The 15,309-nt window shown below is 50.5% G+C and carries 14 protein-coding genes and 2 pseudogenes; all 16 read left to right on the top strand.

The window, feature by feature from the left end:
• Positions 1-2: 2 nt before the first annotated feature.
• The 16 genes and pseudogenes from smc to dprA all read left to right on the top strand — a co-directional run bounded on the left by smc (position 3) and on the right by dprA (position 15,276).
• Positions 3-3,550: pseudogene (gene smc / locus BBI15_RS09915) on the top strand (chromosome segregation protein SMC).
• A gap of 11 nt (positions 3,551-3,561) precedes the next feature.
• The gene (gene ftsY, locus BBI15_RS09910) at positions 3,562-4,578 is read left to right on the top strand and encodes a signal recognition particle-docking protein FtsY (RefSeq protein WP_068869408.1); all 1,017 of its coding nucleotides are present in this window, start codon (positions 3,562-3,564) and stop codon (positions 4,576-4,578) included.
• A 67-nt stretch (positions 4,579-4,645) separates the two neighbouring features.
• A complete protein-coding gene (locus tag BBI15_RS09905) occupies positions 4,646-4,969 on the top strand; it encodes a putative DNA-binding protein (protein ID WP_068869407.1) in 324 nt (107 codons plus the stop codon).
• Between the two features lie 12 nt (positions 4,970-4,981).
• Complete coding sequence (gene ffh, locus BBI15_RS09900; protein ID WP_068869406.1) at positions 4,982-6,340, top strand: signal recognition particle protein; 1,359 nt, start codon at positions 4,982-4,984, stop codon at positions 6,338-6,340.
• 92 nt (positions 6,341-6,432) lie between these two features.
• Complete coding sequence (gene rpsP, locus BBI15_RS09895) at positions 6,433-6,705, top strand: 30S ribosomal protein S16 (protein ID WP_068869405.1); 273 nt, start codon at positions 6,433-6,435, stop codon at positions 6,703-6,705.
• A gap of 12 nt (positions 6,706-6,717) precedes the next feature.
• On the top strand, positions 6,718-6,951 hold the full coding sequence (locus BBI15_RS09890) for a KH domain-containing protein (protein ID WP_068869404.1): 234 nt from the start codon (positions 6,718-6,720) through the stop codon (positions 6,949-6,951).
• A gap of 60 nt (positions 6,952-7,011) precedes the next feature.
• Entirely contained in the window at positions 7,012-7,527 is a 516-nt protein-coding gene (rimM, locus tag BBI15_RS09885; RefSeq protein ID WP_068869403.1) for a ribosome maturation factor RimM, read from the top strand.
• Positions 7,527-8,255: a tRNA (guanosine(37)-N1)-methyltransferase TrmD gene (gene trmD / locus BBI15_RS09880; protein WP_068872569.1), complete on the top strand. Its 729-nt coding sequence runs from the start codon at positions 7,527-7,529 to the stop codon at positions 8,253-8,255. Before rimM ends, trmD begins: the two co-directional genes overlap by 1 nt.
• Before the next feature lie 135 nt (positions 8,256-8,390).
• The gene (gene rplS, locus BBI15_RS09875; RefSeq protein ID WP_058383570.1) at positions 8,391-8,735 is read left to right on the top strand and encodes a 50S ribosomal protein L19; all 345 of its coding nucleotides are present in this window, start codon (positions 8,391-8,393) and stop codon (positions 8,733-8,735) included.
• A 196-nt stretch (positions 8,736-8,931) separates the two neighbouring features.
• Entirely contained in the window at positions 8,932-9,489 is a 558-nt protein-coding gene (lepB, locus tag BBI15_RS09870) for a signal peptidase I (RefSeq protein WP_068869402.1), read from the top strand.
• A gap of 11 nt (positions 9,490-9,500) precedes the next feature.
• Positions 9,501-10,391 (top strand): ribosome biogenesis GTPase YlqF, encoded by an 891-nt coding sequence (gene ylqF, locus BBI15_RS09865; protein WP_068869401.1) that lies wholly within the window; start codon positions 9,501-9,503, stop codon positions 10,389-10,391.
• 41 nt (positions 10,392-10,432) lie between these two features.
• Positions 10,433-11,203, top strand: a complete 771-nt coding sequence (locus tag BBI15_RS09860; RefSeq protein ID WP_068869400.1) for a ribonuclease HII — start codon at positions 10,433-10,435, stop codon at positions 11,201-11,203.
• A 121-nt stretch (positions 11,204-11,324) separates the two neighbouring features.
• Positions 11,325-12,484: pseudogene (sucC, locus tag BBI15_RS09855) on the top strand (ADP-forming succinate--CoA ligase subunit beta).
• 18 nt (positions 12,485-12,502) lie between these two features.
• On the top strand, positions 12,503-13,405 hold the full coding sequence (gene sucD / locus BBI15_RS09850) for a succinate--CoA ligase subunit alpha (RefSeq protein ID WP_068869399.1): 903 nt from the start codon (positions 12,503-12,505) through the stop codon (positions 13,403-13,405).
• 154 nt (positions 13,406-13,559) lie between these two features.
• The gene (locus tag BBI15_RS09845; RefSeq protein WP_068869398.1) at positions 13,560-14,303 is read left to right on the top strand and encodes a hypothetical protein; all 744 of its coding nucleotides are present in this window, start codon (positions 13,560-13,562) and stop codon (positions 14,301-14,303) included.
• Positions 14,304-14,388: 85 nt separating this feature from the next.
• Positions 14,389-15,276 (top strand): DNA-processing protein DprA, encoded by an 888-nt coding sequence (dprA, locus tag BBI15_RS09840; protein ID WP_068869397.1) that lies wholly within the window; start codon positions 14,389-14,391, stop codon positions 15,274-15,276.
• Positions 15,277-15,309 lie beyond the last annotated feature (33 nt).

The raw sequence follows: 15,309 nt of genomic DNA, 5'->3' as shown, positions 1-15,309 counted from the left end.
ACATGTTTTTGAAGAGATTGGAAGTAATCGGGTTTAAATCATTCGCTGACCGTGTCGGCATCGATTTTGTCCCAGGCGTCACAGCCGTTGTCGGGCCGAATGGCAGCGGCAAGAGCAATGTCACCGATGCGATCCGCTGGGTCCTCGGCGAGCAATCCGCAAAATCGCTGCGTGGGGCGAAAATGGAAGATGTCATCTTTGCCGGGAGCGATTCAAGGAAAGCGCTTAATTTTGCGGAAGTCACATTGGTTTTGGATAATACGGACGGCAAAGCCCCTCTCGATTACAGCGAAATCAGCGTAACGAGAAGGGTTTTTCGCAGTGGGGAAAGCGCCTATTTGCTGAACAAGCAAGCATGCCGGCTGAAAGATATCACCGATCTGTTCATGGATTCGGGATTGGGCAAGGAAGCATTTTCCATTATTTCCCAAGGTCGGGTGGATGAGATCCTCAACAGCAAGGCGGACGAGAGGCGTTCGATTTTCGAGGAAGCGGCCGGTGTCTTGAAATACAAACAACGCAAGCGGAAAGCCGAGTTCAAATTGAATGAAACGGACGAGAACTTGAACCGTGTGCTGGATATCCTGCACGAACTTGACGGCCGGATGGAGCCGCTGCAGATGCAAGCCTCAGCGGCACGGGATTATCTGGACATGAGTGCGCAGTTGAAAGACGCAGATATTGCATTATTGGCACATGACGCCAATACGCTGAAGGCAGAGCTTTCGGAACTGGCCCAGGAAGCCTTGCAGCATGCAAAGGAAGAAAAGCGGCTTGCGGGAGAAATTTCAGAAACGGAACAATTGATTGCGGCTTCGAAACGCTCGGTGCATGCGCTGGACAAAAAAATCGACGTTGCACAAGCGTCACTCGTTGAAGCGAGTTCACAGTCCGAAAAATGGGAAGGCCGCAAATTGCTGATGTCCGAGAAAAAGCATAATGCAGACCGCCAGCGACAGGCATTGGAAGAGTCGATTAAGCTTGAGCGCAAGGAAGCGGCTATACTCGGGCAACGCCATGTGGAACAAAGCGCTTCCCTCGAACAGCAGAAACTGCAGCAACAGCAGATCCGCAAGTCGATTCAGCAAATAGAGGCCCAATTGAACCTGACGCCTGCCGATATCGACAATGAGATCGAAGCGAAGAAATCCCTCTATATCGAATTGATGAATGAACAGGCTGGACTCAAGAACGAACTGAAAAACATCGATTTCCAGCAGCAGCAAATGACCGAATCGAGCGGCCGCATTGCCGCACAAGAAGCGTCATTCAAGAAAGAACTGGCCCGCTTATTGAGCGAAAAAGAGCAGGCGGAAAAAGCGTATGAAGAAATCCATGCAGACCTGGAACTCAAGCGCCGACATTTCAAAGAACAAGAAGACGGCGCACGACAATTGGCAGCGGATTATGACCATAAGAAATCCTTGTTATTCCAGGCATATCAATCCCATAAACAATTAGCTGCGCGCATCGAGACCTTACAGGACCTGGAGGCAGATTACTCCGGATTCTTCCACGGCGTGCGTGAAGTCTTACAGGCCCGGGAACGCAATGAACTGGGCGGTATCATCGGCGCTGTCGCGGAACTCGCGGATGTCCAGAAGCCTTATGCGAAAGCGATTGAAACGGCTTTTGGCGCAGCCAGCCAGCATATCGTTACGAGCGATGAAAAAAGCGCCAGCGAAGCGATTCGCTTTTTAAGAACAAAACGGGCAGGGCGGTCCACATTCCTGCCGATGACGGTCATGAAAGCGAGACAGATCTCCCCCCAAGCGGTGCAATCGGTTTCGGCGCATCCGGCATTTGTGGATATCGCTGCACAGCTCGTCAGCTATGACGATCAATATGCGATGATTTTCCAGAATCTGCTCGGCAATGTCCTTGTCGCGAAAGACTTGGAAGGCGCAACATCGATCGCCAAAGCAATCGGCCATAGGTACCGCGTCGTGACACTCGATGGCGATGTCATCAATGCCGGCGGTTCGATGACAGGCGGTGCGACAAAAAACCAGGCCTCGTTCTTTACAAGAAAAGCGGAACTCGAGCAATTGCAACAACAGGCAGCTGAACTTCAAGGCACCATTGCAGAAGCCGAAGGGAAAGTCCGGGAATTGCAATCGCGTGCAGAAATGGCAAAAGAGCAATTAGAGCAGCTTCGTATGGAAGGCGAGCGCTACCGGGAACTTGAAGCGGAAAGCGCGATTCATCTGCGGGAAATCGAAGCGGTATGGAAAACGACCGACAGCCGCTTTGCGCTGTTCCGTGCCGAACAGCAGACCAAGCAGGATCTCTTGGGACTTGCTTCACGCAAGGAAGAGGCGGCGGGGCGCATGGAAGCGATTGCCCTTGAACTGGAAGGGTTGAACGGCGAAATTGAGGAATTGACCGGCTTTAAGCAGCAGAAGGAAACTGCGAGAGGCGAATTGCTGGCGAAACTTGCGGAATTCAAATCAGACATGGCTGTCCACAAAGAACGTATCCAGCAATTCACTGCGCAAGTGGGTGAATTATCGGAACGCCGGGCAACCAGCGACCATAGGCTCGTGGAACTTGAACGCGAGCTGGAATGGATCCAATCGGAAGAAGCTTCAAAAAGCTTTTCGGATGAAGAAATTGAGGCGGAAATCCAGAAATGGTCCGATGCACGAAAGTCAGCGAACACAACCGTCGACGCTTCCCGCAAAGAGCGCCAAAAACTGCAGCATGCACTCGATGGGGAGGAACAGCAGTTGCGTGAACAAAGCCGCATCCATAAAGGGTTTACGGAAGCTGTGCGCATCTGCGAAGTGAAAGCGACGCGCCTTGAAGTGCAATTGCAAGGCCTGCTCGGTCAGCTTGAGGAACATTATGAAATGGACCTTGAAGCGGCAAGCCACTACCCGCTAGTAGGAGAAGAAGCGACTGTCAGAAAGCAAGTGAAGCTTCTCAAGCAGTCGATCGAAGAACTCGGCAGCGTCAATATCGGCGCCATCGAGGAATATGAACATGTCGCAGAACGCCACCGCTTCCTGAGTGAGCAGCGGGATGACCTGAATGAAGCGAAAGACACGCTCCGCAATCTGATCGAGGAAATGGATGAAGAGATGACTTTGCGCTTCGACGAAACATTCCACGCGATCCGCAGTCATTTCCGCCATGTGTTCCGTGAGTTGTTCGGTGGGGATCGGCGGATCTGGTATTGACTAAACCGTCCGATCTGCTCATGACAGGTGTCGACATCATCGCGCAGCCGCCAGGCAAGAAACTCCAGAACCTGAGCCTGCTGTCCGGCGGGGAGCGGGCGCTCACGGCGATCGCCTTGCTATTCGCCATCTTGAAAGTGCGGCCGGTGCCATTCTGCGTGCTGGATGAAGTCGAGGCGGCGCTTGATGAATCGAATGTCGTGCGTTACAGTCAGTACTTGAAAAAATTCAGTGAAGATACACAGTTCATCGTCATCACGCACCGTAAAGGCACGATGGAAGGCGCTGATGTATTATATGGCATCACGATGCAGGAATCAGGCATTTCCAAACTGGTTTCCGTGAAATTGCAGGAAGACATCAAATAAGGAGTGATTCGATGAGTTTCTTTAAAAAATTGAAAGATAAGTTCAGCAATAATGTTGAAGAGGAACAATCAACAGAGAAATACCGCGAAGGCCTGAGCAAAACGCGTACCGGCTTCACATCGAAGATCAATGACCTGGTCGCCCGTTACCGCAAAGTCGACGAAGACTTTTTCGAGGAATTGGAAGAAGTGCTGCTCCAGGCGGATGTCGGCTTCGAGACAGTCATGGATTTGATGGAAGAATTGCGTTTTGAAGTGCAACGCCAGAATGTCAAAGACACGTCCAATGTGCAGTCGGTCATTTCCGAGAAATTGGTCGAAATCTATGAGGCGGGCGACCAGCAATTGAGCGAATTGACATTTGCCGAATCCGGCCCGACCGTCATCTTGATGGTCGGCGTCAATGGCGTCGGCAAAACGACCACCATCGGGAAATTGGCACAGCGCCTGAAAAACGAAGGCAAAACCGTCATGCTTGCAGCGGGCGACACGTTCCGTGCCGGAGCGATCGACCAGCTCGACGTGTGGGGGCAGCGCGTCGGCGTCGAGACCATTAAGCAAAGCGAGGGGTCCGACCCGGCAGCGGTCATGTACGACGCCGTACGCGCCGCAAAATCGCGCAATATTGACGTCCTGATCTGCGACACGGCAGGACGCCTGCAGAACAAAGTCAATTTAATGAACGAATTGCAGAAAGTGCATCGCGTCATTGCCCGTGAAATCCCGGGAGCGCCTCATGAAGTGCTGCTCGCACTCGATGCGACGACAGGCCAAAATGCCATGATCCAGGCCCAGACCTTCAAAGAAGTGACGGAAGTGACCGGTATCGTCTTGACGAAACTCGACGGGACAGCAAAAGGCGGTATCGTCCTGGCGATCCGCAACAAGCTCAACATCCCGGTGAAATTCGTCGGGCTCGGTGAAAAGCTCGATGATCTGCAGCCGTTCGACCCGCAGAAATATGTTTACGGTTTATTTGCCGAAGGCCTCGATCATGAAGAACAGGAAGAAATGAGCTCAGACAAGTAAAATTACTTGACGGAGGCTTTGGGATTCAGTATGGTATACAGGAGTATGAATGGGGTGAGCGTCATTGATGGGACTGGAAAAAACGACAAGAATGAATTATCTTTTTGATTTCTATCAGGAACTGCTGACGCCCAAACAGCGCAGCTATATGAGCTTGTATTATCTGGATGACCATTCGCTCGGCGAAATTGCCGAAGAGTATGAAATCACCCGCCAAGCGGTGTATGACAATATCCGCCGGACCGAAGCGATGCTAGAAGAATATGAGGAGAAGTTGCGGCTGTTCGAGAAATTCCAGCGGCGAAAGCAACTCGTCTCGACTTTTGAAAAACAGCCATTCACGGATGACAATGTCCAGAAGTTTCTGGATGAATTGAAGGAATGGGACTAGGAGGCGGTAATAGTGGCATTTGAAGGATTATCTGAACGCCTGCAAGGGACGATGACCAAAATCAAGGGCAAAGGGAAATTGTCGGAAGCAGACGTAAAAGAGATGATGCGCGAAGTCCGCTTTGCCTTGATCGAAGCGGACGTCAACTTGAAAGTAGTCAAGTCGTTCATCAAGAAAGTCAGTGAACGGGCTGTCGGCCTTGAAGTCATGGAAAGTTTGACGCCAGGGCAGCAAGTCGTGAAAATCGTCAAGGACGAATTGACGGAACTGATGGGCGGCGAGCAAAGCAAGATCGATTTTTCCACGCGACAGCCGACAGTGATCATGATGGTCGGCTTGCAGGGTGCCGGTAAGACGACAACGACCGGTAAACTTGCAGGCGTGCTCCGCAAGAAGAACAACCGCAAGCCATTGCTTGTCGCAGCGGATGTTTATCGCCCGGCAGCGATCAACCAGCTCGAGACGATCGGCAAGCAATTATCGTTGCCTGTGTTTTCCAAGGGCACAGATGCGAATCCTGTCGATATCGCGCGCGAAGCGATCGAACACGCCAAAGCGGAACATCTCGATACAGTCATCATCGATACGGCAGGCCGCCTGCATGTCGATGAGCAATTGATGCAGGAACTCAAAGATATCCGGTCGATCAAAGAGCCGGATGAGATTTTCCTTGTCGTCGATGCAATGACCGGCCAGGACGCTGTCAACGTAGCTCAGAGCTTCGATGACGCAATCGGCATCACAGGCGTCGTTTTAACGAAACTTGACGGCGATACGCGTGGCGGTGCAGCACTGTCGATCCGCACGGTCACTGAAAAGCCGATCAAGTATATCGGGACAGGCGAAAAAATGGACGCACTTGAACCATTCCACCCAGAGCGCATGGCTTCCCGCATACTCGGCATGGGCGATATGCTGTCCTTGATCGAAAAAGCGCAAACGAGCGTCGATGAAGCGAAAGCAAAGGAATTGGAAGAGAAATTCCGCACGTCTTCGTTCACGTTCGATGATTTCCTTGAGCAATTGGATCAAGTGAAGCAAATGGGTCCGCTCGACGAAATCTTGAAGATGCTCCCAGGCGCGGGTAAAATCAAGGGACTTGAAAACGCCAAAGTGGATGAGAGCCAAATGGGCCGCGTCGAAGCGATCATCCGCTCGATGACGGTCCAGGAGAAGACGACTCCCGAAATCATCAATGCAAACCGGAAGAAACGGATTGCGCGTGGTTCCGGAACGTCCATCCAAGACGTCAACAGGCTGCTCAAGCAGTTTGAGGACATGAAGAAAATGATGAAACAAATGTCCGGAATGGCCGGCAAAAAGGGCAAGAAAAAGATGTCGATGCCAGGGCTGGACTCGCTTTTCAAGTAAATTTGATAGTGTTAAGAAAAAATACTTTACAAACCTTTTAAAGCTTGCTAATATAATATCTTGTGTGAAACTATTCGGAGGTGCTTTATAAAATGGCAGTAAAAATTCGCTTAAAACGTATGGGAGCTAAAAAGTCTCCTTTCTACCGTATCGTAGTCGCTGATTCACGTGCTCCACGTGACGGCCGTCAAATCCAAACAGTAGGTACTTACAACCCGCTGACAGTTCCAGCTGAAGTGAAAATCGACGAAGAATTGGCGTTGAAATGGCTTCACGATGGCGCTAAACCGTCTGATACAGTACGCAACTTGTTCTCTCAGAACGGCATTATGGAAAAATTCCATAACGAAAAACTAAACAAGTAAGGGAGCGTTCTTATGGAGCAGCTGATTGAAACGATCGTCAAGCCGCTAGTTGATCATCCGGAAGAAGTTCGTATTGAAAAAGACGAAAACACTAACCGAGTCGTCTACAAGCTTTCCGTGCATCAAAGCGATACAGGGAAAGTTATCGGCAAGCAAGGACGTGTGGCGAAAGCCGTGCGCTCTGTCGTCTATTCAGCAGCAGGGAATTATCATAAGAAGAAAACGTACCTTGATATTGTGGATTGAAAGGAAGGAGCCCCGGTTCCTTCCTTTTTTTCAGGAAAAAAACAGGAAGGGTGTATAGGCGTGGAATGGTTTAACGTAGGAAAAATAGTCAATACCCACGGGATCCGCGGGGAAGTGCGCGTGATGTCGCGCACCGACTTCCCGGAAGAACGGTTTGCGATCGGCAATAAACTCGGGCTTTTTACGGCAGGGGCAAAAAAACCGATCATGGTGAAAGTGGCGAGCCACCGTACCCATAAAAACTTCGACCTTTTATCTTTCGAAGGCTACCCGACCATCAATGATGTCGAACCGTTCAAGGAAGGCTTTCTGAAAATCGCCGAACACGACCTCGGCGACTTGGAAGAAGGCGCTTTTTACCATCACGAAATCCTCGGCTGCCATGTGTTTTCTGAGGAAGGCGAGGAAATAGGCAAAGTGACGGAAATATTGGAGACCGGAGCGAATGATGTTTGGGAAGTGACGCCGGCCAAAGGCAAAAAGCATTACATCCCTTACATCGAAGACGTGGTCAAAGAAGTCGATATCGAAGGAAAGAAAATTACCATCGATGTATTGGACGGCCTGTTATCATGATGAACATTCAAGTATTATCCCTGTTTCCGCCCATGTTCGAAGGGGTGTTCCAGCATTCGATCATGAAGAAAGCCCAGGACAAAGGGGCGGTAACTTTGGGGGTCGTCGATATCCGGGAGTTTGCCGACAACAAGCGCCAGGTGGATGATTACCCGTTCGGCGGTGGCGCCGGCATGGTGCTGAAACCTGAACCGGTTTTCAATGCAGTAGAAAGCATCACGAAAGAGGGCAAAAAGCCGCGTGTCATCTTGATGTGCCCACAAGGCGAACGCTTCTCGCAGAAAAAGGCGGAAGAACTGGCCCGCGAAGACGAACTCGTTTTCATTTGCGGGCATTACGAAGGCTATGATGAACGGATCCGGGAGCATTTGGTCACTGACGAGATTTCCATCGGCGATTTCGTGCTGACAGGCGGGGAGCTGGCGGCCATGACCGTGATCGACAGCGTCGTAAGGCTATTGCCGGGCGTGCTCGGCAATAGCGATTCCCCGGTCCGGGATTCCTTTTCGACCGGGCTGTTGGAGCATCCGCATTACACGCGGCCGGCTGACTTCAGGGGAATGGCTGTCCCTAGTGTCCTGACCTCAGGAAACCATGCCAAAATCGAAGACTGGCGCGAGGAGCAAGGGCTGAAACGCACACTTGAGCGCCGCCCGGACCTTCTTGACCATGTAGAACTTAGCGATAAGCAGAAAACCATATTGGCTCGTTTACAAGCCGAAAAATAAATCGCGATAGCTCTTGCAGCCAGACGCACGAAGTGATAGTATGGAGAATGTACTTTTATGTAAAGTACACGAATCACGGTGTTCCGCTGCAAAGATTACGGATTGCAAGAGCATCTGTAGAAGGAGAGAAAAAACATGCAAAACATCATTGCTGAAATCACTAAAGAACAACTTCGTGCGGATCTTCCAGATTTCCGTCCAGGAGATACTGTTCGCGTCCACGTGAAAGTTGTCGAGGGAACTCGCGAACGTATCCAGGTATACGAAGGAGTCGTTATCAGCCGTCGCGGAGGCGGAATCAGTGAATCATTCACTGTCCGTAAAATCTCGTACGGTGTAGGTGTTGAACGTACATTCCCTGTACACACACCGAAAATCGCTCAGCTTGAAGTTACTCGCCGTGGTAAAGTACGTCGTGCTAAATTGTACTACTTGCGCAACCTACGCGGTAAAGCAGCTCGCATCAAAGAAATCCGTTAATATTGCAAACAGGGGAGAAGGCTTAATGCCTTCTTCTTTTGCATTTAAAAGGCCCAGGCTTCTCGCCAGGGCCTTTTATTGTACTGTTTTCAAGGCGCTAAGAGCACAGCGCCTGCAAGGAGATGGCTTTTCTTTTCTTTGCTAAACACCCTGTTTCGCTGTACAATTAAAGCATTAAGCGCGGGGAGGAACACGCATGGAAGCTGAAGGAAAAAAGAAAAATGAAGTATGGGAATGGTCCAAAGCTCTACTGATCGCGTTCGGCCTTGCGGCAATTATCCGGTTTTTCCTCTTCACCCCCATTGTGGTGGACGGGGAATCGATGATGCCGACTCTAGAGCATGGCGACCGGATGATCGTCAATAAAATCGGCTATGATATCGGCGAACCGGATCGATTCGACATCATCGTCTTTCATGCGCCGGAACAAAAAGACTATATCAAGCGGGTCATCGGCTTGCCGGGCGACCACGTTGCCTATGAGGAAGACCAGCTCTTTATAAATGGGGAAGCAGTTGAAGAACCTTACCTGGACCAATATAAGACCGGCATTACCGGCACCTTGACGGAAGATTTCGTGCTTGAGGATATCACCAGCCACTCCACTATCCCGGACGGCTATGTATTCGTCATGGGCGATAACCGAAGGGCGAGCAAGGACAGCCGCCATATCGGGCTGGTGCCGATCGATGAAGTGATCGGCAATACGAATTTCGTTTTTTGGCCGGTGGATGAAGCCGGCATCGTAAAATAAGGAGTGATGTCATGACGATTCAATGGTTTCCCGGGCATATGGCGAAAGCGCGCCGGGAAGTAACGGAAAAACTGAAATTGGTGGATATCATTTTTGAATTGGTGGATGCACGGTTGCCGTTGTCATCACGCAACCCGATGATCGACCAAGTCATCCAGCAAAAGCCCCGTCTCATCATCCTCAATAAAATGGATATGGCCGATGAGCGGGAAACAAAAAAGTGGATCGAGCATTTCGAACGTGAAGGCACACGCGCCGTGGCGATAAATTCCTTGGAAGGGAAAGGGCTTCAGGCGGTCACCAAGGCATCGAAGGAGATCCTCAAAGAAAAATGGGACCGGATGGAAGCGAAAGGCATTAAGCCGCGTGCTATACGCGCCATGATTGTCGGCATCCCGAACGTAGGGAAATCGACATTGATCAATCGCTTGGCCAAGAAAAGCCTGGCGAAAACAGGCAATATGCCGGGCGTCACGAAAGCACAGCAATGGATTAAGGTCGGCAAGGAAATCGAGTTACTCGACACGCCGGGGATTCTTTGGCCGAAGTTCGAAGACCAGGAGACCGGCCAGAAGCTTGCGGTGACAGGGGCAATCAAAGACTCGGTCATCCAAATGCAGGAACTGGCGATCTATGCGTTGAAGTTTTTGGAAAAACGCTACCCGGACCGTTTGATGGACCGCTACGGCATTGACCACATCGACGAAGATCTGGTGAAGACTTTCGACCATATTGGCAAGAAGCGCTATATGATCGGCCCTGATGGCGAAGTCGATTATGAAATGACGGCTGAAATCATCATCCGTGACATCCGCAACCAGCATCTGGGGCGCGTTACATTCGATTACCGTGATGAAATGGTTACAGGGCAAGAAGAATTGGCGGAAGACAGCGGGTCCTAAAAACAGGGCCCGCTATTTCTTTGGAAAAAGGAAGTGGCGAGATGGAGACGATAGCATCGATCAAGGAGAAATTACTGAAGGCAGAAAGCCATGAAGCTTGGATGGAAGGGCTGAAAAGCGATTCGCGAAAAAGCGTCCGGCAATTGCTCGCTTCTTGGCAGCGCCGTTATGATAAAAGACTTTCCCTATTGCAGGACCTGGAAGACAAACAGGCTTTCGACCGGCAGTTCAAAGAACATCCCGGTTCGCTCGTGGCAGGCATCGATGAGGCAGGGCGTGGCCCGCTTGCCGGCCCTGTAGTGACGGCCGCTGTCATCTTGCCGGAAGATTGCAGCGCATTCATCGGATTGGATGACTCGAAAAGAATCGGTAAAGCCAGGCGCGACGAACTGGCGCAGCTCGTCAAGGCGCGGGCGGTCAGTTGGTCAGTCCATGTCCAGCCGCCTGAAGTTATCGACCGGCTGAATATTTACCAGGCGACAAAGCAGTCGATGGAAGCGGCCGTGAAGGAATTGGCCATTGCGCCTGACGCCGTATTGGCCGATGCCATGGAACTGGCGCTCCCGATGCCTTCCGAAGCGATCATCAAAGGCGACGCAAGAAGTTTATGTATCGCTGCGGCCTCGATTCTGGCGAAGACCGGGAGGGATCATCTGATGGCCGAATACTCGACGCAATACCCTCAATACGGTTTCGCGAAGCATGCGGGATACGGCACGAAAGACCACTTGGCTGCCCTTGAAGCGCACGGCCCGTGCCCGATCCACCGAAAAACCTTTGAACCAGTAAAAACGATGGCTGAAGGACTGTAAGAGACGGAAAATTCGAAGTTTTATGCAGAGTGGCTGTCAGCTGTGGACATTCTGTGGCAACTTTAATACAATGGTAGAGGCAATAAAATTAAGAGACAGATGTTTGATTGGAGGATGACAGATGAATATCCATGAATATCAGGGAAAACAGGTCCTGAAACAATATGGCGTAGCAGTTCCAGAAGGCCATGTTGCTTTTTCACCTGAAGAAGCAGTTAAAGCAGCGAAAGAACTTGGTTCGGATGTTGTCGTTGTTAAAGCCCAAATCCACGCAGGTGGACGAGGCAAGGCAGGCGGCGTCAAGTTGGCGAAAAACTTGGACGAAGTGCGTGAATACGCGAAGGAATTGCTTGGCAAGGTCCTCGTGACGCATCAGACAGGCCCGGAAGGTAAAGAAGTCAAACGCCTCTACATCGAAGCGGGCAGCAATATCGAGAAGGAGTACTACCTTGGACTGGTCCTTGACCGTGAAACTTCACGTGTCACGTTGATGGGATCGGAAGAAGGCGGTATGGACATCGAGGAAGTTGCAGCGAACACGCCAGACCGTATCTTCTACGAAGAAATCGATCCGGTTGTCGGTTTGACTGGCTTCCAAGCCCGCCGCATGGCATTCAACATGAATATCCCGGCTAAGCTTGTCAACAAAGCAGCCAAATTGATGCTCGGCCTTTATCAGGCATATCTTGAAAAAGACGCAGCAATCGTCGAAATCAACCCATTGGTCGTGACAGGCGACGGGCAGGTAGTAGCTTTGGATGCGAAGTTCAACTTCGATGCCAATGCGCTATACCGTCATCAGGACATCATGGAGATGCGCGATTACGATGAGGAAGATGCTAAAGAAATCGAAGCTTCCAAGTATGACTTGAGCTACATCTCTTTAGACGGAAACATCGGCTGTATGGTTAACGGTGCCGGCCTTGCTATGGCAACAATGGATACGATCAACTATTACGGCGGCTCACCCGCTAACTTCCTTGACGTTGGGGCGGTGCCACTGCTGAGAAAGTAACGGAAGCTTTCAAGATTATCCTTTCCGATAAGAATGTCAAAGGGATCTTCGTTAACATTTTCGGCGGGATCATGAAGTGTGACATCATTGCGGAAGGCGTTATCCAAGCGGCTAAAGAAGTCAGCCTGGAAGTGCCGCTTGTCGTTCGTCTTGAAGGAACAAACGTGGAAATCGGTAAAAAACTGCTGAACGAATCAGGTCTGAACATCGTCGCTGCCGGCACTATGGCAGACGGCGCGAAAAAGATCGTAGAACTTGTAGGCTAAAGAAGGGCAGGGACAAAAATGAGCGTATACATTAATAAAGACACAAAAGTGCTTGTACAGGGAATTACAGGGTCAACTGCCCTTTTCCATACAAAGCAAATGCTTGAATACGGAACGAAAATCGTTGCGGGTGTAACACCAGGCAAAGGCGGAACTGAAGTTGAAGGCGTACCTGTTTTCAACACCGTTCAAGATGCCGTTGAAGCGACAGGTGCCAATGTATCTGTAATTTATGTGCCGGCTCCTTTTGCTGCTGACGCAATTCTAGAAGCAACAGAAGCTGAGTTGGATATGGCGATCTGCATCACTGAACATATCCCGGTACTCGATATGGTCAAAGTGAAACGTTATATGGAAGGCAAGAAAACACGTCTTGTCGGACCGAACTGCCCGGGTGTCATCACTCCGGACGAATGTAAAATTGGCATCATGCCTGGATACATCCACAAAAAAGGACATGTCGGTGTTGTATCACGCTCTGGTACATTGACGTACGAAGCGACTCACCAATTGTCTGAAGAAGGAATCGGCCAATCGACTGCTGTCGGAATCGGCGGAGACCCGGTCAACGGCACGAACTTTATCGATGTATTGAAAGCATTCAATGAAGACGAAGACACATACGCTGTTGTGATGATCGGTGAAATCGGCGGTACTGCAGAAGAAGAAGCGGCGCAATGGGTGAAAGAGAACATGACGAAACCTGTTGTCGGCTTTATCGGCGGGCAGACAGCTCCTGAAGGAAAACGCATGGGCCACGCCGGTGCGATCATTTCCGGAGGCAAAGGAACCGCTGCAGACAAGATCAAGGCAATGAACGCTGCTGGAATCGAAGTTGCAGACACACCTTCCGTAATCGGCGAAACTTTGATCAAAGTGATCAAGGAAAAAGGCCTTTACGACGCATGTAAGACTCATTAATGAACGAATCCCCGAAGCATCATTTTTGATGCTTCGGGGATTTTTTGCTTTAATGCAGCCAGGCATAAAGAAATCAAGCGAATATGCGGCAGTATTGGCCATGACTGATTTATAATGGAATCAATAGCAGGCAGCGCATGTAGGAGGGCACGGAATGGATGCAGAATGGGTCGTGGGGATAGCGGCAGGGGCGATAGCCGCGATTTCGGGAATGAAGATCGCGAATGATAAGGTGAAGTTCAATAAGCGGGAATCGCAAGAGCAGGAAATCATGAATGAATTCATCGTGCCGTTCCTGCCGGACGTGATGGGTTTCTACCAATTGGAGGTACTGGGGAAAGACCCTTTTTCTACGGTGGATAAAGAAAAACTCGTAGACGGGATATACCGCCTAAGCGACAAAGAGGCGTATCGGCGCTTTGACCGGCACGGTGCGCTTTTCCATATGCGGGCTTTTCCCGAACTTGCCAAGAGCGAGCGGCAGGAGTTGCTTCATTTCTTGTTTTGGTATTTGGATTTTGTTAATAACATTCTTGAGGATGTGCTAAACCAAACGGATCCGCGCATACGCGAAGCCAAGTTGCTTGAGAAGCAATTCGCGGCGTGGTTTATTTGCCATGAGGAATTACAGGGCGATGCGCCGGATAGCGTCCTTGAATTGATTCGCCATAGCTCTTATTTTGCCGATGCATTGAAAGAAATCGAAGCGGGGGTCTTTAGGGAGCTGATGGCGGATGAGGAACTGCGCAGCGAACGGCGTGGGAATTTTGCGAGGATCATTTTCCAGGCTTTTGAGATGGAAGCGTGCAGCGAAGCGGAATTGGAAGCTATCCAACAATTTCATGAACATTTCAATAAGCGCTATACCCATCGCAATAAAGGGCTCATCCGTTTTTAAAAAAGATTTACGGATGGCGATGGAAGCCCTATGATAAAGGGAAGCGCAGGTCTTCAGGCGCTATACCTTGTTGAGGAGGAATGTCATGAACGACGAATTCACGCAACGACTGCTGGCACTGCATTATGTATACCCACAAGCTTTGAACCGCTTGAAGCCTTTGTTAAGGGGCGATCCGGATTTGGTGTACTTGGATTTGCGAAGCCCGTATGACATCGCTGAAACGCTCCAAATTCCTTTGGAAAAAGCAAACACCTTAAAGCAAGCATACCTCAAGTACATGGATACCCCGTTTTTGCCTATTTATGGGCAGCAAAACATCCAAGCCCTCACCTATCGCGATCCCCAATACCCCCCTTCACTGCGCGAATTGATCGACCCGCCGGCCGTGCTGTATTTGAAAGGAGATGCCGGATTATTATGCGCGCCCGAGAAAATCGCGGTTATCGGTTCGAGAAAAGCGCAACGCTATTCGCAATCGGCTATCCAAAAATTGCTTCCCCCTCTTCTGGCGGAAGGTTTTGTGGTGGTCAGCGGATTAGCCAAAGGCGCCGATGCGATGGCGCACCGGTGCGCCATCGATTCCGGTGGAAAAACCATCGCGGTCTTAGGTAGCGGCTTTTTCCATCGCTACCCGAAAATCAACGAAGAGCTATTCTTTATAATAGAAGAAACTCAATTGCTGTTGACAGAATACCCGCCATATATGCCGCCCAGGAAATGGAATTTCCCGAAGCGCAACCGCATCATCAGCGGCTTGTCAAAAGGCGTCATCGTCACAGAGGCAGAAGTGAAAAGCGGCACCTTGAGCACCATCGAGCATGCGCTCGACCATGGGAAAGATATCTTTGCGGTGCCCGGGGATATCTTTTCTCCGCTTTCCGCGGGCCCGCATAAATTGATTGCGGAAGGCGCAAAACCTGTCTGGGACGGTGCTCAAGTGCTGGAAGAATACCGCCAATTGAGAAGCTGAAAACACACGGTTCGACGAAAAGCCTTGCAATCA

Source organism: Planococcus plakortidis (assembly GCF_001687605.2).
Lineage (GTDB): Bacteria > Bacillota > Bacilli > Bacillales_A > Planococcaceae > Planococcus > Planococcus plakortidis.
The sequence above is the reverse complement of the archived record's forward strand: the minus strand, read 5'-3'. Positions and strand labels throughout refer to the sequence as shown.